A 20,186-nucleotide genomic window follows, 5' to 3' on the forward strand; every position below is an offset into this window, starting at 1 on the left:
AGGCTTGCTCGCCCCTTGAGAATCGTCTCGTACAAGATCCGTACAAGCGAAGTTAGATATAGGCTGACCGTAGAGGCCCCTTCGGTGGATTAGGTCCGCAACTCGGAGCGTGGGCGAAATGGAATGTGCCTGCTCCGCTAACCGTCGATGCAGGCCTTGTAGGAAAACTTCTCGCTGCTGCCATCGACACGATTGTACACGTCCGTTACCGTGAAAAAATCGCGGTTCCAGTAGTTGAGGAAGTACTGGGTCAGCAATTGCAGGACGACCGTTGCAACGAGCATGATGGTGAGCGTCCAGGCCCAGCTCGCCGACCTTCCCCGCCAAAAGCCGCTCGCGCATCTCCAGAACCGCAGCAGCAACTGCCGCTCGTCGGGGGACAGATATCCCGCGTCGCTAGGCACGAGGGCCGGCGATGGATGTGACATTCACGCTCGTGGCGAGGCGATGAATGTCCTCGGCTAGGCAAAGTCCCGTGCCGGGGCTGAGCAGCGCGGCCGAGCCGCCGGCAACGGCGTATCGAAATGCGCTTTCCAGGTTGTTGTCATGGACCAGGTTCGACACCATCGCTCCCAGGAAGCTGTCGCCGGCGCCGGACACGCTGACGGGCTCGATCGGGAGCCCATTCGCGCGCAGGGTCATATCGCGCGTCAACAGCAGCGCGCCCTCGGCCCCCATCGAGAGCGCGATGATCTCGACGCGGTAGCGATCGAACAGGCGGCGCCCCGCTTGGATGAGAGAAGGCTCGTCAGTGCTGCTGATCCCGGCCAGATCTTGAAACTCCCGGAGGTTGGGCTTGATCAGATAAACGCCCGCCTCCAATGCCGCCTTCAGCGCGACGCCCGTCGTATCCACAATGACCCTGGCGGCGCCCTTCGATGCCCGCACGACCCTGCCGTAGAAGTCATTCGGCACGCCTGGCGGGAGGCTGCCGCTTGCGATCACGAATGCCGCCTGCCAGCTGGTGCGGGCGATCGCGTCGAGGCACTGCTGCCATTCGAACTCGCTGAGGAAGGCACCCGGAAAGACCAGGCGAAACTGCTCGCGGGTCGTCTCGTCGAAGACGGTGATGTCCTCGCGGGTGTCGTTCGACGTCGGGATCACGATGCTACGCACCGCTTCGCGCTCGACCAGTGCCGCCAGGGTTTGCCCGCTGGCGCCTCCGGCAGGGTAAATGGCAGTTGCTTCCGTGCCGAGCCGCTTCAGAACGCGGGCGACGTTGATGCCGCCACCACCGGGATCGCGCTGAGCCTCCGCGCAGCGCATCTTGACGAACGGCTGCATTCTCTTGACCGAAGTCGAGATATCGACCGCGGGGTTGATCGTGAGCGTAACGATCTGGACGGGCGCTGTCTCAGCCAAGGCCTTCAGCCTCCGTCAAAGCGCGCAGGCCAACGAACGCAACGTGTTCATCGAGGACGAGATAGGCAGGTATCGGCGCGAGGTATGCCTTAAGGCGTCCCTTGCCTTCAAAGCGTGCGCGAAACTGAGATGCGGCAAGATATTCCGGCATGTGTCGCAAGATGCCTCCGGCGATGAAGATGCCGCCCTTTGCGCCGATTGCGAGCGCGAGATTGCCCGCAACGGAGCCCAGCATGCCGCAGAACATGTCGACCGCCGACCGGCTGATCGGACATGAGCCCTCGATTCCGGTCCGGGTGATGTCGGCCGCGCGGCGTCTCGGGACCGTCACGCCGTCGAGGGATGCCAGAGCGTCATGGAGATTTTCCAGCCCCGCGCCCGACAGGACGCGTTCGGAAGAGACGTGTCCGAAGCGTCGCCGCAAGTGCTCAACGACCGTATCTTCGCGAAGCGAGCCGCCCGCCATCGTGCAATGGCCGCCCTCGCTAGGAAGCACGATCGGGGCGCCGGCATGGGGTATGCTGTTCACCATGCCGAGGCCGGTGCCGGGGCCAAGCGCAGCGAGGGGCGTTCCCGCGACACGCTCGCGCCCGCCAAGCGGCAGCAGGCTGCGCGGCGGAAGGTGGGGCAAGGCCCACCCTATCGCTTCGAAATCATTGATCAGACGTACCGAGGAGAACCCGTAATCGGCGCAAAGCTCTGCTGCATCAATAATCCAGGAATTGTTGGTGACGGCGCAGCGGCCATTCTGAACCGGGCCAGACGCGGCGAAAATGGCATTACGAATGGTACCGGACGGTGCTGTATCGCCGAGATAGGCCGCGAGAGCCTGCTGAAAGGTGCCAAAATCGCCGACGGCCATATGGGAGATCGGACCGATCTTGCCGTCGGCCAGCAGGGCGAAGCGAGCGTTGGTCCCACCGATGTCGGCGAGCAGAGTGGTTGCTCTCGAAGAGGCTGCTGTCATGACGAGTACCTCTCCTTGATCAGCCCGGCGTACCAGCCGAATGAAGCCTTTGGTATCCGTCGCAGAGAGGCATAGTCCACATATGTCAGGCCGAACCTTGTGCTGTAGCCGGAATCCCATTCGAAATTGTCGAGCAGCGACCAGATGAAATAGCCGCGCACATCGACGCCGCTTGAGGCGGCGGCATTCATCGCCTCGATATAGGTCTTCAGGAATTCAATTCGGCCGCTGTCATTCACCACGCCCGTCTGATCTGGTTGGTCGAAGCTGCCATATCCGTTCTCGAGGACGTAGATTGGCAGCCCGTAACGCCCATGGACGGATTCAAGAGTCGACCGGAAAGCCTCGGGCTCGATAGGCCATCCGATCGGGGTTAAGGGAACGTTGGCCGGCTTGTCGCCGAAATCGTACCCCAGTATCGAGTCCGCACGCGTCTTCACATAGACCGGGCTATAGTGATTGAGCCCGAACCAATCGAGCGGGCGGCAAATGCGCGCCATGTCGCCCGATTGCATGTGTGGCTCGATCGCCGTCCGCATCGACGGCGGATAGGCGCCACGGCATTGCGGCTCTGGAAAGACATCGTTCCAATAGACGTTCAGCCGTGATGCCGCCGTTGCGTCGGCCTCGCTTGGGCTGGAGGGACGGCAGGGCTGCCGGTTGTGAATGCATCCGATCGAGGCGCCGGCGACGCGCGCGCGCAGCACATCCACAGCGGCTCCATGCGCGAGATTGACGTTGTGGATCATGCGATGGAGTTCGTCCTCGCTGCCGCGGTCCCGCTTGCCGAGCGACCGACCGAACAAAGTGAAAATTGAGGGTTCGTTCAATGTCGCGAAACGCTTGACGCGGTCGCAGAAGCGGCTGGCAACTACGGCAGTGTAATCGGCGAACCATGCTGCGCACTCTCGATTAAGCCAGCCGCCGCGCTCCTCCAAAGCCTGGGGCAGATCCCAATGATAGAGGCATAGCCATGGCTCGATCCCGGCAGCCAGAAGCGCGTCGATGAGCCGGTCGTAGAATGCAAGGCCGGCCTCGTTGGCGGATCCGCACCCTTGCGGCAAGATGCGCGGCCAGGCTACCGAAAACCGGTAAGCCTGCACGCCGAGAGCCTTCATCAGGCCCACGTCCTCGCGATAGCGATGATAATGGTCACACGCGACATCGCCGGTGTCGTGATCCTTGATGGCGCCCCTTCGGCAGTAGGTATCCCAGATGCTGAGCCCGCGGCCGTCCTCCCGCGCCGCCCCCTCGATCTGGAAGCTCGAGGTAGAAACGCCCCAGATGAAATCTGGGCGCAGGCTCGTGGTGTGCGGCAATTGCGTTGTCGACATGAACAATCTGCTGGGTCCAGCCCGCAATGATTATTTGTGACATGGTAGTCATGCTGGTCCGGGCGGTATTGAGATATCTCAATGACCCCCGGCGCGGCCATGCAAAGGATTGGGATCCTAAGACCATTGCTGGGGTCTGCCGTGCAAAGAACGAGATGGGGTGGGGTCGTTGATGGCGATCTCAGCGGGAGCGGCTACTTTCGCATTGTCGAGCGTTCTGGCGTATTCTGGGTCGTCGATCCGGACGGGGGCCGTTTCATCTCCAAGGGGGTCAATACGGTCCGCTTCGATCAGGAACGCATTGCGGGGACCGACCGCTTCCCCTACGCGGAGGCCTGCCGAGCCAAATATGGCAGCCTGCAGATCTGGCGTACTGCGGTATCTGACCGTCTGGCGAGCTGGTCCTTCAACACCGTCGGCTGCTGGTCAGACGAGCTCGTCGCCAGTTCGGGATCGCGATTGTTGGCAACCACGCCGATCGCGGAGCTAGGCGCATCCTTCCGCTTGCACCGGCCGGGTCAGGTCTTCCCTGATGTCTTCGATCCCGAATTCTCGGCGCACATCCGCGCAAGTGCCAACCAGCGCTGCTGGCATCGGCGCAATGATCCCGGCTTGCTCGGCACCTTCATCGACAACGAGCTCTACTGGTCACCCGACTGGCGCGGTTCCGATGAGCTTCTGACGCTGTTCCTGAACCTGCCGTCGCGTCGACCCGGCAAGGTCGTCGCCGTCTCAGGTCTGCAGGCCCGTTACCGGGATTTTGCTCAATTCAATGCGGTATGGCGCACACCGGCGCGATCCTGGCAGGAACTCGGCAGGATCGAACATGTCGCCGCACCTTTCGTCAGGCTTCGCCCCGGCGTCCTGACCGATGCGCTCGAGACCAAGGCCAATCTGGCAGATCCCGCCCGCGAAGCCTTCTCGGCGGATTGCGACGCCTTCGTGGCTATCGTGGCTGACAGATATTTCGAACTTTGCGTCTCGGCCATCAAGGCGGCCGATCCCAATCATCTCGTGCTCGGATCCCGGTTCGGCTATCAGCCACCGGCAGGTGTCATCGCGGCTGCCGGCCGCCATCTCGATGTGATCTCGTTCAACTGCTACGACTTTGACCCCGGTCCCGTCATTGACGCTTATGCTGCCGGCGCGAAGCCATGCCTGATCACCGAATTCTCATTTCGAGGCGACGACGCAGGCTTGCCGAATACCAAGGGAGGGGGACCCCGGGTGGCGACCCAGACAGAGCGTGCCCAGGCCTTCGAGGGCTACGTTGTGACAGCGCTCAGCAAGCCGAATGTGGTCGGCTATCACTGGTTCGAGCATGCCGATGAGCCGGCGGAGGGGCGGTTCGACGGTGAAGATTCGAATTTCGGCACCGTGACCATCGACGACAAGGTCTATCAAGAGCTGACGAAGACCATGACCAGGGTCAACGCAGCGGCAGAGCGCATTCACGCCGCTTCTGTGCCGGCTGTGATCTGATCGCTACAGCGAGGTCAGGCGTCGCGCGTCGGACTTCGGCGGATCGGCCTCGGCCTCGGATACGATGGTCATGGTTCGAAACACGCTCGCGGGATTGACGCTGATGGAATCGATGCCCAGTCCCGTCAAGTACCGGGCGATCTCTGGATAGTTCGCGGGCGCTTCGCCACAGATGCCGATATGGCGACCGTTGCGCTTGGCGCCGACCACCGCTTGCCGGAACATTTCTAGCATTCCCGGATCGCGCTCGTCGAAGTCGAACGCCACGATGTCGGAGTCCCGATCGACCCCGAGCGTGAGCTGGGTGAGATCATTGGAGCCTATCGAGAAGCCGTCGAAGAGCTCAGCGAACGCGTCGATCTGAATGACGTTGTTCGGGATCTCGCACATCACGTAAATTTCGAGGCTGTCTTCGCCGCGCTTCAGTCCATTGGCAGCCATCGTGGCGATCACGCGTCGACCTTCCGCGACGGTCCGGCAGAACGGCACCATGACACGCAGATTGGAGAGGCCCATCTGCCTCCGCACCCGTCGAAGCGCGGCACATTCGAGGGCAAACCCCTCAGCGTAGGCGGGATGGCTGTAGCGAGAGGCGCCCCGGAAGCCCAGCATTGGGTTCTCTTCCCGAGGCTCAAAACCTTCGCCTCCAATCAAGCTGGCATATTCGTTGGTCTTGAAATCGGAAAGCCGCACGATCACGGGCTTCGGATAGAATGCCGCAGCGATGGTGCCGACGCCTTCCGAAAGTCGTTGCACGAAGAAGTCGGCCGGACTGGCGAAGCCCTTCACGAGGCGCGCGATCTCGGCCCTCGCTTTGGCCGACTTGATCTTGTCCGGCTTCAGCAACGCCATCGGGTGAACGCCGATATGCTCGCTGATGATGAATTCCATCCGGGCGAGCCCGACTCCAGCCTGCGGTTGCATTGCGGTCCGAAAGGCCATTTCCGGGGTGCCGACATTCACCATGATGGCAGTCCGCGGCTGTCGCAGCTCGCTGACCGGAGTTCTGGTCACTTCAAAGCCGACCTTTCCCTGGTAGACCTTGCCGACGTCGCCTTCGGCGCAGCAGATCGTCACTTCGATGCCGGTCTTGATCTTCTCCGTCGCGAGCGTGGCGCCCACCACCGCAGGAATGCCCAGCTCGCGTGCGATGATGGCGGCATGGCAGGTGCGGCCGCCCTTATCGGTGATGATGCCGGCCGCGATCTTCATCACCGGCTCCCAGTCCGGGCTGGTGGCCGGCGCCACCAGGATCTCACCGGGCTTAAAGGAGGCAAGATCGCGTGCGGTCACGATGCGCCGGGTACGCCCTGAGGCAATCTTTTCGCCCACCGCACGGCCGGTGACGACGAGCGGACCGCTTCCCTTCAGATTGTAGGTTTCGTAGACGTCCGCGGAGCGCCGCGAGGCGACCGTCTCGGGCCTGGCTTGGATGATGTAGAGCTTCCCGTCGGCGCCGTCCTTGGCCCATTCGATGTCCATCGGCATCGCGGCACCGGCGTGTTGGGAGTAATGGGCTTCGATACGAACCGCGATGTCGGCAAGGCTGAGCACCTCTGGGTCGGAGATGCAGAATTTGCGGCGTTCGGCTTCGGGGACATTGCGGGTGAGCGTTGCATGCTCGCCGCCGCGCTTGCCGTAGATCATGCGGATCTGCTTGGCTCCGAGCCGACGCCGCAGCACGTGGCGATATCCCTGGCTCAGCGTCGGCTTGTGAACATAGAACTCGTCCGGATCGACCTGGCCCTGCACGATGGTCTCGCCCAGACCGTAGCAGCCTGTGACGAAGACCACGTCGCGAAAGCCGGATTCGGTGTCGAGCGTGAAGACGACGCCACTGGTGGCCAGATCGGAACGCACCATTTTCATGACGGCGACGGAAAGTGCCACCTTGAAATGATCAAAGCCGTTGTCGACGCGATAGGAGATCGCCCGATCGGTGAAGATCGACGCGAAGCAACGTCGGCAGGCTTCGAACAGATCCGTGGGCCCGCGCACGTTGAGAAAGCTCTCGTGCTGGCCCGCAAAGCTCGCTGTGGGCAGATCCTCGGCCGTCGCGGAGCTTCGCACGGCGACAGCTACCCCCTTTCCGGCCTCCCGTTCGAGCTGCCGATACGCGTCCACGACCTGCTTGCGGAGGAGGGGCGTGTCCATGGCCTCGTATATGATCTCGCGAGCCTTCGCCGCCCTGCTGGCGAGCTGCTTTATCTTGCTCTTGTCGATCCTGTCGAGGAGTCGGTGCAACTCGTCCGCAACATCATGACGTGACAGCGCGTCGCGGTAGGCCTCGGCCGTGATGGCGAAGCCGTTGGGGACGGCGATCCCTTGCGACGCGAGTGTCGTGTACAGCTCGCCGAGCGAAGCGGTCTTACCGCCCACCAAGCCGACGTCCTCCAGTCCAATTTCAAGGAAAGGTGTAATGTACCCGGACATGATGACAGCAGACCACGTCGCGGCCTTCTGCCTTTGAGGCAAGTCAAACTTCGTTGCCGCCCCTTTTCTCTCCTGTGCGGTCTATTTGCGTGTGCTTTGCACGCAGCGGACCGCGGGTGCGAGGTCGGCGCCCGGTCTTCCCTGCGCCCTTGTGAACAAGAGGGCAGCACGAAACCGAAACGACAAGGCAGAGCTCGGGCGATTTCAGCCGCGAGAACGCGTCACCATGTTTGTGGTATTGAAAACGCCCGTCCTAGGTCGTCGGCGTCCCGCTGTTGAGAAGATTGGCGAGGGCGGTGAGAAGCTGCGCAGGCGCAAACGGCTTGGGCAGCATGACGCTGTTGGGAACGCCTTTGGAGGTCCAGTCCGAGGCTGCGGCCCCGCTCATATAGATGATAGGAAATTCCGGATGGATCTCCCTGGCGTGTTGGGCGACCTCCCAGCCGTCCATCTTGCCCTTGAGGTCGATGTCCGTCACCAGCGCGCGATATTGGCCGTTGTGGGCTTTCAGCAAAGTGACCGCCTCTTCCCCAGACGATGCGATGACCGCTTCGAAGCCGCCGTCACGCAGAGCGTCTGCGACGAAACTCTGCAGCAATGCCTCGTCTTCGACGACAAGGACCACTGGCATTTCAATCTCCGGCACGATGCATTCCCCTCTGCAGCCCGAAACCCAAGTTACAAAGTGAACATAAGTTCCCCGCCGGTACGGCGCTCGGCGCACCCTCGCGCCGTTGCGCTTCGGCTTCTCGTTCAGCGCACGACGTCTTGGGGAGACCGATGCAAGTGGGTGCGGATCACGAGTTAAAGGCCGAGTGCGGACACGGGCGCGCCGACGTCATGATCGCCAGGCGGCAAGGCTCTGATCTGCTCCCGCACCTGCAGCAGCGCACGCCGGAGCCAGGTCTTGATGGTGTTGACCGGCACATCATACTGCTCGGCCAGCCGATCCCGGCTTTCACCGTGGATATAGGCCGCGATCACCAGATGACGCCGTGCCGGGTCCAGCGTCTGCAGGGCGGACAGCATGCTCTGCTGCAGCCTGGCGGTGTCGCTTTCGCTTTCCCTGCTTTCCATGCTCTCCAGCGCCGTGGGTGCGTCGGCGGGGAATTCCAGCAGCATCGAATGGTCGCGATATATTTCCCGCGACGGCCTTCGCGCGGCATCGATCGCGAGATTCCTGGCGATCGTGATCATCCACAGCATGGGAGAGCCCAGCGCCGGACGGTAGGCGGACGCGTTCAGCCAGATGCGGACATAGGCCTCCTGCACGATCTCCTCCGCAAGATGCCGGCGCCTGACGACCGGCAGCACAGTGGCAAACAGCTTGCGCCTCGTCGCCGCGTACAACTTTTCGAACGCCGGCTCATTCCCGCCCGCCATGCACAGCAGGAGGTGCTCAAGCTCGGTGGACTCGACCGCGCTGAGGCTGCTTGTCATTGCCATGTCATTCCCCGGGTTGCCGGAAATTCCATCCGACCAAGCTCTCCGATGTCGGAGTGAGTGTCAATAAAAGTTTACACGTGAATCTGACAATGCTGCACCAAATTCGAAGGATATAGTTGTGTGTTCAAATGGTTCTTCGCTATGAGCCGTGCCGGCAGACGACCCTTAGGAACAAAGTCTAGAGGCCTCCATTGTCATCCAAATCATACAACGGAGGCTTCCTATGCAAGGCGACAACGCAATCAGCTGGCTGATGTTCTTCACCCTCGCGGCCACGACGTTCATCATTGCCGGTGCGTTCATCTACTTCCTTCGGTCCCACACCAATCGCGAAATCGCGGCGAACGCGCTTGAAGGCAACGGAAGCAGCCGCGGCGTCGCGCCGAGCGGGGCAGGGCCCGAACTGATCGGTTTCGCGGTTCTCGCATTCGCGGTGATGGGCCTGCTCACGGTCGGCTACAACGGCAAAGCCCGCGTCGAAACAGCTCAAGCGCCCGCGCCGGTCGGTGGTGCAACCACAGGCATGGCGCAGCCGGTCGGCACGCCTGATCAGTCGAAACCCTACCAGCCGGTCAATCCCGCGCCCGACACCCGCGCTGCCCCGACCTCGTCCAATACCGGGACTGGGCCCGAGAACGGTTCGACGGGACTACCGAAGTAAAGGATGGCTGGCCGAAGACGCGGGCTCTACCATCCGCGAGTTCCGATGCCGCCCTTGAACGGTCCGACGATGCGCGAGGTAATCCAGCCGCCGTAGAAGTCGCCTTCCTGAGGCTGTACGCGTTCATCATCAACCCAGCACTCATCGACGCGTGAGGCATAGAAAGCCAGATGACCGGCGATATCGGAAAATGCGGGCGATGGCGAAGGATAGCTCCAAGCCGCGCGCTCGGACGTGCGTCCGTCGACATCGAGCGACCAGTATCTTGCGTGCCCCTTGAATTCGCACCACGAGTTACCCGGCGCATCCAGCAGGTATTGCCGCGCGATGTCGCCGGGCGGAATGTAGTAGACTGGCGGGTGACTGGTCTCAAGGACGCGATAGCCCGCCGTCGTATCGGCGACCGTGTGTGCGTTGAAAACCACGCGCAGCCGCACGCTGATTTTTTCCAGCCTCGGCGGGCGGGGATAATCCCAGACGGACTCCTGTCCGGCCGAGGGTTCGATGCGCTTGGGTCTCCACATGTCTCATCAACTCCAGCAGGATGTCGTGCGGGCAATACTCATCGCACGATCATCGGAAAGGTCACAGCGATTGCCCAGGCGAACACCGCGCCGTTGGCGAGTGCGCCAGGAAGCGGATGGCGGGTCGCCGCGTAGCTCCAGCGGCTGATCAGCCCAAAGGCCAGGAACAGCAACAGGATTGCCGGCACGATGATGACGAGGAAGAACAGCTTCATCGGATTGAGCGCCACGGCAAGCGCGAGCGAGAACAAGAAACAGAATTTGGTCAGTGCGTAAGCGCCTCTCCGGGACTCGCGGCCACGTGTCAGCCACTCGTCGGCAATGAAGTAGGGCAGCGTCCCGCAAGCGATTGCGGCGATCAGCGGTAGCCGCGCCGGGATGGGCAGGAACGAGAACACATAGGCGTCGATGGGAGCGCCGAAAGCCAGGACATTGTAGGCGAATATTGCGGCTGCCGCGATCGCGACCCGCGTCCAGGCGACATTCCCGAAGGCCGGCGCCTTGCGCAAGTAGACGAGGATTGCGGTCGAGAGTGCGCCATAAAGCAGAAAATGCAGCGTTAGATAGTCGCCGAGCAGGATCGGCAGGAAGTCAGTCGGCATCTTCCAGAGTAGCAGCGGGGTCACGATCGACGGCACCAGCGCTGCCGCAATCAACGCCTTCCAGCCCAGGCTTGCGCCGGCCGGACTCGCGCTCACCACCGGCAACAATGCCGACAGCGGCCAGGCCAGTGCGACGATTCCAGCAAACGCCAGCGCCAGCCAGCGCCCGCGGCTGTCGACCGCCTCATAAGGCCGGTCGCCGAACGCCGCATTCATCCAGCGCAAGGTCTCGACCATGCTGTCATGACTGTAGAGCACGCCGATGTGTTCGACGCCGTGCGCCAACACCAGCTTGCGGGCAGAGCCGTCAGGAAAGTGACCGTAAGTCTCGCCGGGGATCGCGGTGCCGCCGGCGGCGAGATTGACGATGCGCAGGCCCTCGTTCCGGAGCATCGCGGGCTCCAGCGCGCCGACGATAACGAGCAGATTGCGCGGACTGGCCGGTGTCACGACGGGCGAAAATACGGAGACCGCGACGGTTGCCTCGACGTCGGGGTGGGCTTGCGCGTACCGAACCACGATGTCGGACGCCATCGAATGTCCGAGCACCGCGAGCCGCCCATCGCTCCCAGGCAGCCTGCGTGCCGCCGCCGCGACGTCGGTCAGCTCCTTCAGCAACGCGTTGGTGATGGTCAGCCCCTCGTTGATATCGCCGCGCATCGGGACCGGGTTACGGCCATGGCCGAGGAAATCGAAGGTCACGGCGATGTAGCCGTTGCGCGCAAGCGTTTCGGCGAATGGCTGCATCAGCTGCTGCGAACCGGCAAAACCGTGGGCGATCACAACGACTGGCGCGGGCGCGGCGGATTGTCGCCTGAAGATCGTGACCGGCGTGTCGCCGACGACGGTCCGTGTGATATTCAGATCCCGGCTTCCTTCATGCAATGCAAACATTCCGATCAGGATCGCGGTGATCGCAAGAAACCCAGCGACGAGCCTCATCGATCCTCGCCGGCGATGTGCTTCCTGCGGATGCCGCGCACGGTCCACCAGATCGCAAAGCCGGCAACCGGAACGAAGGCAGCCGTCGCGACGCTGGGCTCGACATGAAGAGTGCCGCTGTCATGCGCTGCCTTGGCGATGTATCCGAACAGGCTCACCACGTAATAGGTGATCGCCGCGACCGACAGGCCTTCGACCGTGGCCTGCAGCCGAAGCTGAAGCCGCGTCCGCGCGTTCATCGACTTCAGAAGCTCCTGGTTCTGCTGCTCCAGCTCGACATCGACGCGGGTGCGCAACAGGTTTGCTGCGCGTGCGAGCTTCAACGACAGGCTCGATTGCCGCGCCTCAGTGGTGACGCATGTGCGCAGCGCCGGCTTCATCCGGCGTGCCAGAAACGACGACCATGTCGGGAGGCCACCGACCTTGCGTTCGCCGATGGTTTGCAAGCGTTGCTCGACGATCTCCTCATAGGCACGGCTGGCGCCGAAGCGAAACACACTGGCGGCCGCCCCGGCTTCGACCTCGGCGGCCAGCGCAGTCAGCTCGTCGAGCAGCTTGTGGTTGGCGGCGAGGTCACCGGCTTGGCGCATCTGGTCGGTGACTTCGACAAGGCGGCGCTCTGCGGCTGCGATCGACGGCGACAGCCGTTGCGTTTCCGGCAGGCCAAGCAGGGCAAGCGTACGATAGGTCTCAAGCTCGATCACCCGCTGAACCAGCGCTCCGGCGCGCTCCGGCGACATCTTGCGATTGGCGATGAGGATGCGGACAAAGCCCGTTGGTCCAGGCTGGAAGTCGGTCGCGTAGAGCGCAGCGCCGTCGGAGTTCTCGGCGACGGCCAGACTGGCGTTGTCGAACAGGCGTTCCGGCGCGGTTCGTTGCAGATCCTCCGTCAGAAGATGCAGGTCGACAGCGACCAGCAGTGGGCCTGGCTGTGGCAGCAGCCGCATCGGCAACGCCAGCGAGGCCGCATCCGGATGGAATGGCGCGGCCGCGGGATCGGCCGGCATTTCCCAGGTGTAGGTGGTGAATTCGGAGTGCTGCTCCCACCGCAGCACGGTGGTTCCGAACGGGGCGCGATGATGCTTTTCGGCGGGCGACGGCGGCTGCAGCCCGCGCGACGTGCAGAACGCGACCAGGTTGGCGCGGTCGGCCTGTGCGCGTGGTCCCGACGTATCGAAAGCAAAATGCACGACGCGCGATGGCACCGAAATCGGTGTGAATGGACGAGCATGAACCTCGCCGAGTACGGCTGCGCGCATCGGATGAGGTGTCAGCCGCACCGCCTCGCCGTCACCTACAAGGACATCCGCGCTCATCGCGATCTCGATCTCCGGTGGGGTCGTTGCTTCCGAGGGCCACCGCGATACGATTAACACTCAGTCGTGCCGGGCAGAAGCCGGAAGAGGTCTAGAGCGCCTCGGCAAAAAAAGTTTGTCGTGCCGTGAAACGCCGGATGATTGGCTCGTATATCTGCTGCGGTGCTGTGTCTTGATATAGCAGTGTGCACCGCACGCTGGCCCTGGTTTGCATTCCGGCAATGGTCGGCCCTAATCTCTGCCCGCGCCGCGGGGCATCATGCGGTGGCGGATGGGAGCGCGGTGGTGGCAGTCTCGATGCGGATAGGCACGCGCAAGAGCGTCATGGCGTTGGCCCAGACCGAGGATATTGCGCAGCGGCTGTCCGGGGCCGCGGCCGAATTAGCCGTCGAGATCGTCAGGTTCGAGACCACCGGCGATAGCGATCAGACCAGCAAGCTGTTGGTCCATGGCGGCAAGGGCGGTGCGTTCGTCGCTGAAATCCGCGCCGCGGTCACATCGGGCCGGCTTCATGCAGCAATGCATTCGCTCAAGGACATGCCCGGCAATGAGGATACGCCCGGGCTCGTGATCGGTGCAACACTGCCGCGCGCGCCACCAACGGATGCGCTGGTGTTGCGGCCTGGTGTCTCTATCGAAGATATCAGGCGTTCGCGCGGCAAGGGTTACCGGATCGGCACAAACGCGGTGCGGCGCGCCGCCTATGCCCGGCGGCTGTTTCCGGACATCGAGGTGATTCACTTTCGCGGCGCGGCCGATACGAGAGTTCGCAAGCTGGACAATCGAGACATGCAACGCCTGCCCGGTGGCGGCGAGGTCGGGCCGGCGGACGCTCTGATCATGGCCCGGTCCGGGCTCGAACGGATTGGCCTCGGCCATCGCATTGCTTGCGAGCTTTCACCTTTGGAAATGTTGCCAGCGGTGGGGCAGGGTATCGTCGCGGTCGAGTGCGCGGTCAACGATTGGCCGACGCGAAAATATCTCGGGCTGATCGACGATCCCGCGGCCCATCTGAGTTGCGACGCGGAGCGAGAGGTTTTGTGGATCCTAAACGGTCACTGCAACTCGCCCATCGCAGGATATTCGACGATCGATGGTTCGCAGATGACGCTCACGGCTTCGGTGCTGGATGAAGCGGGCATGGAGTTTATCGAAGTGACCCGCTCGGGAGACGCAAGTCGACCGCGCGAGCTCGGTCGCGCGGTCGGGTTGGAACTGCTTCACAAGGGTGCAGCCGATATCATTGCGCGTACGCGGCCGGCGCCATGAAAGGTTAGCATGGCAACAGCGTTTCCATTCTCCGCGATTGTCGGGCAGGACGAGATGAAACTCGCGCTGCTGATTGCCGCGGTCGATCCCAAGATCGGCGGCGTGCTGGCCTTTGGCGATCGCGGCTCAGGCAAGTCCACGGCGGTCCGCGCGCTTGCGGCGTTGCTGCCGAAGATGAAGGTCGTTGCCGCCTGCCGCTATAATTGCGATCCGGATCGGCCGGCGGAGTTTTGCGAGGAGTGTCGTGTTAGCGCCGCCAAGGGCGCGCTGAAATCTGCGCAAGTGCCTGTCCCGGTGGTCGATCTACCGCTCGGCGCGACCGAGGATCGCGTTGTCGGTGCGCTCGATCTGGAACGGGCGTTGGCCCGCGGAGAGAAGGCGTTCGAGCCGGGATTGCTGGCCCGCGCGCATCGTGGATTCCTGTATATCGACGAAGCCAATCTGCTGGAGGATCATCTGGTCGATCTTCTGCTCGATGTTGCCGCGTCCGGCGAAAATGTCGTGGAGCGCGAAGGCCTGAGCATACGCCATCCGGCGCGGTTCGTGCTGGTCGGTACGGGAAACCCCGAGGAAGGCGAGTTGCGGCCGCAATTGCTGGATCGCTTCGGCATGTCGGTGGAGGTGAAGACCCCCGACAATCTCGCCGACCGGATCGAGGTGGTGCGGCGTCGTGACGCCTTTGAAAGCGATAGTGATGCCTTCGTCACCAAATGGGCCAAGGACGAGGCCAAACTTCGTAGGAAGATCATGATAGCGCGGGAGAAACTGTCCTCGGTCTCGGTGCCTGATGTGACGCTTGAGCGCGCCGCAAAACTCTGCATGGCGCTCGGCACCGACGGCCTGCGCGGTGAATTGACCTTGATGCGTGCTGCCCGTGCGCTGGCGGCGCTCGATTCGGCAAAGACCGTGACCGACGATCACCTGCGCCGGATTGCGCCTTCGGCCTTGCGTCATCGCTTGCGGCGCAATCCGCTTGATGATGCGGGCTCCTCGGTACGGGTCGACCGTGCGATATCGGAGGTGCTGCGATGACTGGCGCCGCCGTCTGGTCCGACGCGGTGACGGCGGCGCGATTGTTCGCCGTGGACCGGTCGGGAACCGGTGGCGTCTTGTTGAGATCACGGGCAGGCCCGGTGCGGGATCGTTGGCTCGCCTTGCTTCGTGCGGAACTGCCGCCATCGTGCAACGTGAAGCAGGTGCCGCTGAATATCGCTGAAGGCCGGCTGCTCGGTGGGCTGGACCTCAACGCGACGTTGTTGGCGGGGCGCCCCGTTGCCGAACGCGGACTCCTGGCCGAAGCCGATGGCGGCGTGATCATGCTGGCGATGGCGGAGCGGCTGTCCGCAGCAACCACGGTCCATGTCACCGCCGCGATAGACGCCGGAGAGACCATCGTGGAGCGCGACGGCCTGTCTCTTCGCATGCCTGCGCGCTTTGGCGTCATCGCCCTGGATGAAGGCGTCGAGGATGAATTCGCGCCGGCATCGCTGCGCGATCGTCTGGCGCTCCACCTCGATCTTAACGCTATCGGCATCCGTGACGCCGAGGAGTTCACGCTTGATGCCGGAGAAACGGCAGCGGCACGCGCAAGGCTGCCATCCCTCAAGCCCGACGCGGCCCAGATCGAGGCCGTCTGTACCGCGGCCACAGCGCTTGGGATCGCCTCGTTGCGTGCGCCCCTGCTGGCGTTGCGTATCGCCTGCTCCAGTGCCGCGCTTACAGGTCATTCCAGCGTCGAACGGGAAGATCTCGCTTTGGCTGCACGGCTGGTGCTGGCGCCCCGTGCGCTGGTGTTTCCGGCAGCAGATGAGGCGGCCCCGCCGGAGCAACCGCCGCCGACCGAGGATGAAGCTAATGAGCCCGGTGCTGAGGATCAAATCTCCGACACCGATCGCGCGCTCGACGAGGTCATTCTGGCCGCGGTGCAGGCGGCAATCCCAGACGACGTGCTCGCAGCCCTTGGTGCCGCTGGACGATCGCGCAGTCGGTCGTCTGGCAAGGCCGGCGCATTGCAGAAATCCAGCAAGCGCGGCAGGCCGGCGGGTGTGCTGCGCGGCGCGTTGCGCGCCGGTGCCAGGCTCAATCTGATCGAAACCTTGCGCGCAGCGGCGCCATGGCAACCTTTGCGGTGTCGCGAGGCGAGCGGATCGCGCGAGGAATCGCGGCCCCGCATTCTGATCCGCAAGGACGATTTCCGCATCTCACGGTTCAGGCAGCGCACGGAAACGGTCACGATTTTCCTCGTCGATGCGTCCGGTTCCGCAGCATTGCATCGACTGGCGGAGGCCAAGGGTGCGGTCGAACTGCTTCTGGCGGATTGCTACGTCAGGCGGGACCAGGTGGCGCTGATTGCGTTTCGGGGCAGCGCCGCGGACATGCTGCTACCGCCGACCCGTTCGTTGGCGCGCGCCAAACGCAGCCTTGCAGGTCTGCCTGGGGGCGGCGGCACGCCGCTCGCCGCAGGGCTTGATGCGGCTTTCATGCTGTCGGACTCGGTCCGCCGCAAGGGACAGACGCCGACCGTGATCGTCTTGACCGATGGCCGCGCCAACATCGCACGCGATGGCGGACAGGGACGGCCGCGCGCCGAGGACGACGCGATGAGCGCGGCGCGACAGTTGCGCGCCGCAGGTGTCGCGGTCGTGCTGGTCGATACCTCGCCGCGCCCGGGCGCTTCAGGCGAAGCTATCGCCAAAGAGATGGGCGCACGCTATCTGCCGCTGCCGCACGCCGACGCCGCCACCTTGTCAAAGGCCGTGCTCGCGAGCGTCGGCTAGAGCGATGCCTTGTAGCTACGGACCCGCTTCACCATCTGCTCGACATGCGCGATCGGGGTTTCCGGCTGGATGCCGTGGCCAAGGTTGAAGATCAGTCGGCCACCTGCAAAATTCGCCAGCACGTCGTCGATCGCGCGATCCAGCGCGTCCCCGCCTGTAATCAGAGCCAGCGGATCGAGATTGCCTTGCACCGCAACGCGGTTCTGAACCTTCTCCCGGATCAGCGATGGCTCTGCCGTCCAGTCGATGCTGACTGCATCGACACCGGTTGCATCGACATATCCAGGAAGCAACGCGCCGGCGCCGCGTGGAAAGCCGATGATCTTCGCATCTGGCACCGTCCTGCGGACGCCTTCGACGATGCGCCTGGTCGGCTCGACCGACCAGCGCTGGAACTCGCGCGGTGGAAGGATGCCGGCCCAGGTGTCGAAGATCTGAAGCACGTCGGCGCCGGCAGCGAGTTGTCCCAGCAGATAACGAATCGAGTTCTCGACGATGGTGTCGATGATCCGCGCAAACGCGTCGGGATGGCGATAGGCCATCATCCGTGCCGGTGCCTGATCCGGAGTGCCGTGTCCCGCAACCATGTAGGTCGCAACAGTCCACGGCGCGCCGCAAAATCCGATCAGGGCGATGCTGGGATCGAGTTCCTGGCGGACTCGGCGGAGTGCTTCGAACACTGGCTCGAGCTTGGTGGAATCCCCGGTCGAGGAGAGTGTGCCAACCTTGTCCGGCGTGTCCAAGGGATCGAGCCGCGGTCCTTCGCCGACTTCGAACCGGACATCGCGGCCCAATGCATAGGGGATGACCAGAATATCCGAGAAGATGATTGCAGCATCGAAATTGAAACGGCGGATCGGCTGCAGCGTTACCTCGGCGGCGAGCCCGGGTGTGAAGCAGAGATCGAGAAAGCCCCCGGCCTTGGCGCGAACCTCGCGGTATTCGGGCAAGTATCGTCCCGCCTGGCGCATCATCCAGAGCGGCGGAACTGGTTGCCGTCGGCCGGAGAGCACTTCGAGGAACGGTTTGACGGGCGAGGCTTGTGTCAAGCGGCATTTCCGTTGCTGGTCGACAACTGTGATTGTCAGTCGTGATACACTGCTGTTACGGTCTTGGCCACGGCGAGATGCGATCGGGTTCGAAAAGGAGACCAACAATGAGCGCAGCCGCCCCGGCGATCCGTCCTGCCGCGTTGCGTGGCGCGGAGGAATTGCCCGCGCCCGTCTCGGGCCAGCGTCACGAGATCGCGAGCCCTGTCGGGAGGTTGACCTATTATTCGGCAGGCCCCGACGCTCCCGGCAAATTTCCGCCGCTGTTGCTAGTTCACAGCATTAATGCTGCTGCCTCGGCTTACGAGGTCAAGCCGCTCTACGAACACTACCGCGGAAGCCGGACGGTCTACGCGTTGGAGCTTCCGGGCTTTGGTCATTCCGAGCGCGAAAAGCGCGAATACTCCGTCCGCATGATGACTGACGCGATCCTGATCGCGATACGTGAAATCCAGAAAGATCACGGTCGCAGCCCGATCGATGCATTGGCGGTATCGCTGTCATCCGAATTCCTTGCTAGGGCCGTCTCGGAGTCGCCACTGGCATTCCGCTCCCTGGCGCTTGTCAGCCCGACCGGTTTCACCACCCTCGACAAAAGCACCACCTCGCGTACGGGAACCCGTGGCAAGCCGTGGCTGCACGGATTTTTCGAGTTTCCCTTGTGGAGCGAGGGTTTCTTCCGGCTGCTGACCAGCCGTCGCATCATCCGCTATTTCCTGAACAAGACCTGGGGCTCGACCAATATCGACGAGGGCTTGCTGGAATACGACTATCTTACAACGCACCAACCTGGAGCGCAGCACGCACCGTACTATTTCGTGTCTGGCTTCCTGTTCAGCAAGGACATCCCCAAGATCTACAGTTCGCTGACACTTCCGGTCTGGATGAGTCACGGGGTGCGCGGCGATTTCGTCGACTACACCAACAAGACGCAAGTCGAGGGCCGCGCCAACTGGACCATTCGCGTGTTCTCGACGGGTGCGATGCCGCATTTCGAAGCCGAGGCCGAATTCATTGCGGCTTACGACGCGTTCCTTGCCGGCGTCCCGTCGGCATCGCCCGCGTAAGACACTGCCGTGTCCGGTCTCGTCTGGAGCCGCGATGGTACGGACTGGCCCAATCGGAATGCCAGTGCGTTCGTTGAAGCGGCCGGCATCCGCTGGCATGTGCAGCGAATGGGCGAGGGGCCATCGCTGCTCTTGATACACGGCACCGGCGCCGCAACGCATTCCTGGCGCAAATTGTTGCCTTTGCTGGCCCAGCATTTCTCGGTGCTTGCGCCGGATTTGCCCGGACACGGATTTACCCAATCGCCACCGTCATATCGGTTGTCGCTGCCCGGCATGGCGGCGGACCTCGGTACGCTGCTGCGCAAACTGGAGGTCAAGCCGGAGATCACGGTCGGTCATTCCGCAGGGGCGGCGATCGCGGCGCGCATGTGTCTTGCCGGCCGCATGACGCCGCGCCTGCTGATCGCCTTGAATGGCGCCTTCATGCCGTTCGGCGGTATCGCCAACCATCTGTTCTCGCCCCTGGCGAATCTGCTGGTGATGAATCCGCTGGTGCCGCGCGTGTTCGCCTGGCAGGCCTCCCATGCCGGCGCGGTCGAGCGGTTGATTGCCAACACCGGTTCGACGATCGATCAGGATGGCATTGCGCTCTATCGCAAGCTGGTGCGGAATCCCGTGCATGTCGCGGCCGCACTACGGATGATGGCGAACTGGAAGCTCGAACCGCTGCTGCACGATCTGCCACGACTGAAGACGGCGCTGGTCCTGATGGCCGCCACCAATGATCGCTCGATATCGCCTGAGGTCGCGCGACAGGTTCGCGAGATTCTTCCGAGTGCCGTGATCGAGCGACTGCCGGGCCTTGGCCATCTCGCGCACGAAGAGCAGCCACACCTGATCGCGCAACTCATCATGGAACACGCCCACGCAAACGTGGCCGAAGAAACGGCGCAAGAAATGTAACAAGTAATGTACACTTTCAGACTAGGCAACTGTCAAGAAATAATTACAG

At 63.0% G+C, this 20,186-nt stretch carries 18 protein-coding genes; 7 read left to right on the top strand and 11 right to left on the bottom strand.

Annotated features, from left to right (window positions below):
- Positions 1 to 137: 137 nt before the first annotated feature.
- The 4 genes from C7G42_RS07880 to C7G42_RS07895 are packed head-to-tail and all read right to left on the bottom strand — an operon-like array spanning position 138 to position 3,663.
- On the bottom strand, positions 138 to 428 hold the full coding sequence (locus C7G42_RS07880) for a hypothetical protein (RefSeq protein WP_245427631.1): 291 nt from the start codon (positions 426 to 428) through the stop codon (positions 138 to 140).
- Positions 397 to 1,362 (bottom strand): 1-phosphofructokinase family hexose kinase, encoded by a 966-nt coding sequence (locus C7G42_RS07885; RefSeq protein WP_199580693.1) that lies wholly within the window; start codon positions 1,360 to 1,362, stop codon positions 397 to 399. The genes C7G42_RS07880 and C7G42_RS07885 overlap by 32 nt, the downstream gene beginning before the upstream one ends.
- Positions 1,355 to 2,329, bottom strand: coding sequence for a glucokinase (glk, locus tag C7G42_RS07890; RefSeq protein WP_106948370.1), 975 nt, complete (start codon positions 2,327 to 2,329; stop codon positions 1,355 to 1,357). Before glk ends, C7G42_RS07885 begins: the two co-directional genes overlap by 8 nt.
- A complete protein-coding gene (locus C7G42_RS07895; protein ID WP_106948371.1) occupies positions 2,326 to 3,663 on the bottom strand; it encodes a GH1 family beta-glucosidase in 1,338 nt (445 codons plus the stop codon). The genes glk and C7G42_RS07895 overlap by 4 nt, the downstream gene beginning before the upstream one ends.
- A gap of 81 nt (positions 3,664 to 3,744) precedes the next feature.
- Between C7G42_RS07895 and C7G42_RS07900 the strand changes: the two genes are divergently transcribed.
- Positions 3,745 to 5,145 carry a glycoside hydrolase 5 family protein gene (locus tag C7G42_RS07900; RefSeq protein WP_245427579.1) on the top strand — a complete coding sequence of 467 codons (1,401 nt, stop codon included), beginning with the start codon at positions 3,745 to 3,747 and terminating at the stop codon, positions 5,143 to 5,145.
- 3 nt (positions 5,146 to 5,148) lie between these two features.
- Here C7G42_RS07900 and ppsA read toward each other — a convergent pair whose 3' ends face one another.
- The 3 genes from ppsA to C7G42_RS07915 form a co-directional block, all read right to left on the bottom strand.
- Positions 5,149 to 7,578 carry a phosphoenolpyruvate synthase gene (ppsA, locus tag C7G42_RS07905; protein ID WP_106948372.1) on the bottom strand — a complete coding sequence of 810 codons (2,430 nt, stop codon included), beginning with the start codon at positions 7,576 to 7,578 and terminating at the stop codon, positions 5,149 to 5,151.
- A gap of 253 nt (positions 7,579 to 7,831) precedes the next feature.
- Positions 7,832 to 8,209, bottom strand: coding sequence for a response regulator (locus C7G42_RS07910; RefSeq protein WP_106948373.1), 378 nt, complete (start codon positions 8,207 to 8,209; stop codon positions 7,832 to 7,834).
- Positions 8,210 to 8,382: 173 nt separating this feature from the next.
- Positions 8,383 to 9,018 carry a sigma-70 family RNA polymerase sigma factor gene (locus C7G42_RS07915; protein WP_158537578.1) on the bottom strand — a complete coding sequence of 212 codons (636 nt, stop codon included), beginning with the start codon at positions 9,016 to 9,018 and terminating at the stop codon, positions 8,383 to 8,385.
- A gap of 229 nt (positions 9,019 to 9,247) precedes the next feature.
- Between C7G42_RS07915 and C7G42_RS07920 the strand changes: the two genes are divergently transcribed.
- Positions 9,248 to 9,685, top strand: a complete 438-nt coding sequence (locus C7G42_RS07920) for a hypothetical protein (RefSeq protein ID WP_106948375.1) — start codon at positions 9,248 to 9,250, stop codon at positions 9,683 to 9,685.
- A 26-nt stretch (positions 9,686 to 9,711) separates the two neighbouring features.
- Here the strand turns inward: C7G42_RS07920 and C7G42_RS07925 are convergent, their stop codons facing one another.
- The 3 genes from C7G42_RS07925 to C7G42_RS07935 are packed head-to-tail and all read right to left on the bottom strand — an operon-like array spanning position 9,712 to position 13,069.
- Positions 9,712 to 10,209 (bottom strand): DUF427 domain-containing protein, encoded by a 498-nt coding sequence (locus C7G42_RS07925; RefSeq protein ID WP_106948376.1) that lies wholly within the window; start codon positions 10,207 to 10,209, stop codon positions 9,712 to 9,714.
- Positions 10,210 to 10,247: 38 nt separating this feature from the next.
- Positions 10,248 to 11,753, bottom strand: a complete 1,506-nt coding sequence (locus tag C7G42_RS07930; protein ID WP_106948377.1) for an alpha/beta hydrolase — start codon at positions 11,751 to 11,753, stop codon at positions 10,248 to 10,250.
- A complete protein-coding gene (locus C7G42_RS07935; RefSeq protein WP_106948378.1) occupies positions 11,750 to 13,069 on the bottom strand; it encodes a DUF3422 family protein in 1,320 nt (439 codons plus the stop codon). The genes C7G42_RS07930 and C7G42_RS07935 overlap by 4 nt, the downstream gene beginning before the upstream one ends.
- Positions 13,070 to 13,366: 297 nt before the next feature.
- Here C7G42_RS07935 and hemC point away from each other — a divergent pair, with 297 nt between their 5' ends.
- From hemC to C7G42_RS07950, 3 genes are read left to right on the top strand one after another with little or no spacing between them, the layout of a single operon-like run.
- Positions 13,367 to 14,338, top strand: coding sequence for a hydroxymethylbilane synthase (gene hemC / locus C7G42_RS07940; RefSeq protein WP_106948379.1), 972 nt, complete (start codon positions 13,367 to 13,369; stop codon positions 14,336 to 14,338).
- Positions 14,339 to 14,347: 9 nt separating this feature from the next.
- A complete protein-coding gene (gene bchI, locus C7G42_RS07945; protein WP_106948380.1) occupies positions 14,348 to 15,370 on the top strand; it encodes a magnesium chelatase ATPase subunit I in 1,023 nt (340 codons plus the stop codon).
- Complete coding sequence (locus C7G42_RS07950) at positions 15,367 to 17,115, top strand: magnesium chelatase subunit D (RefSeq protein WP_106948381.1); 1,749 nt, start codon at positions 15,367 to 15,369, stop codon at positions 17,113 to 17,115. The genes bchI and C7G42_RS07950 overlap by 4 nt, the downstream gene beginning before the upstream one ends.
- Here the strand turns inward: C7G42_RS07950 and hemE are convergent.
- Positions 17,112 to 18,164, bottom strand: coding sequence for a uroporphyrinogen decarboxylase (gene hemE / locus C7G42_RS07955; protein WP_106948382.1), 1,053 nt, complete (start codon positions 18,162 to 18,164; stop codon positions 17,112 to 17,114). The genes C7G42_RS07950 and hemE overlap by 4 nt on opposite strands.
- A 107-nt stretch (positions 18,165 to 18,271) precedes the next feature.
- Here hemE and C7G42_RS07960 point away from each other — a divergent pair, with 107 nt between their 5' ends.
- Together C7G42_RS07960 and bchO are read left to right on the top strand one after the other, a co-directional pair.
- Positions 18,272 to 19,231: an alpha/beta fold hydrolase gene (locus tag C7G42_RS07960; RefSeq protein ID WP_106948383.1), complete on the top strand. Its 960-nt coding sequence runs from the start codon at positions 18,272 to 18,274 to the stop codon at positions 19,229 to 19,231.
- A gap of 9 nt (positions 19,232 to 19,240) precedes the next feature.
- Entirely contained in the window at positions 19,241 to 20,137 is an 897-nt protein-coding gene (bchO, locus tag C7G42_RS07965) for an alpha/beta fold hydrolase BchO (protein WP_106948384.1), read from the top strand.
- The last annotated feature ends 49 nt before the right edge of the window (positions 20,138 to 20,186 follow it).

This window comes from Bradyrhizobium sp. MOS003 (assembly GCF_003020125.1).
Lineage (GTDB): Bacteria > Pseudomonadota > Alphaproteobacteria > Rhizobiales > Xanthobacteraceae > Bradyrhizobium.

Coding starts and splice junctions, on each gene's coding strand:
- C7G42_RS07880 (WP_245427631.1), bottom strand. CDS start 428: ATGTCACATCCATCGCCGGCCCTCGTGCCTAGCGACGCGGGATATCTG.
- C7G42_RS07925 (WP_106948376.1), bottom strand. CDS start 10,209: ATGTGGAGACCCAAGCGCATCGAACCCTCGGCCGGACAGGAGTCCGTC.
- C7G42_RS07930 (WP_106948377.1), bottom strand. CDS start 11,753: ATGAGGCTCGTCGCTGGGTTTCTTGCGATCACCGCGATCCTGATCGGA.
- C7G42_RS07935 (WP_106948378.1), bottom strand. CDS start 13,069: ATGAGCGCGGATGTCCTTGTAGGTGACGGCGAGGCGGTGCGGCTGACA.
- glk (WP_106948370.1), bottom strand. CDS start 2,329: ATGACAGCAGCCTCTTCGAGAGCAACCACTCTGCTCGCCGACATCGGT.
- C7G42_RS07915 (WP_158537578.1), bottom strand. CDS start 9,018: ATGACAAGCAGCCTCAGCGCGGTCGAGTCCACCGAGCTTGAGCACCTC.
- bchI (WP_106948380.1), top strand. CDS start 14,348: ATGGCAACAGCGTTTCCATTCTCCGCGATTGTCGGGCAGGACGAGATG.
- C7G42_RS07895 (WP_106948371.1), bottom strand. CDS start 3,663: ATGTCGACAACGCAATTGCCGCACACCACGAGCCTGCGCCCAGATTTC.
- ppsA (WP_106948372.1), bottom strand. CDS start 7,578: ATGTCCGGGTACATTACACCTTTCCTTGAAATTGGACTGGAGGACGTC.
- hemC (WP_106948379.1), top strand. CDS start 13,367: ATGCGGATAGGCACGCGCAAGAGCGTCATGGCGTTGGCCCAGACCGAG.
- C7G42_RS07950 (WP_106948381.1), top strand. CDS start 15,367: ATGACTGGCGCCGCCGTCTGGTCCGACGCGGTGACGGCGGCGCGATTG.
- C7G42_RS07960 (WP_106948383.1), top strand. CDS start 18,272: ATGAGCGCAGCCGCCCCGGCGATCCGTCCTGCCGCGTTGCGTGGCGCG.
- C7G42_RS07920 (WP_106948375.1), top strand. CDS start 9,248: ATGCAAGGCGACAACGCAATCAGCTGGCTGATGTTCTTCACCCTCGCG.
- C7G42_RS07900 (WP_245427579.1), top strand. CDS start 3,745: ATGACCCCCGGCGCGGCCATGCAAAGGATTGGGATCCTAAGACCATTG.
- C7G42_RS07910 (WP_106948373.1), bottom strand. CDS start 8,209: ATGCCAGTGGTCCTTGTCGTCGAAGACGAGGCATTGCTGCAGAGTTTC.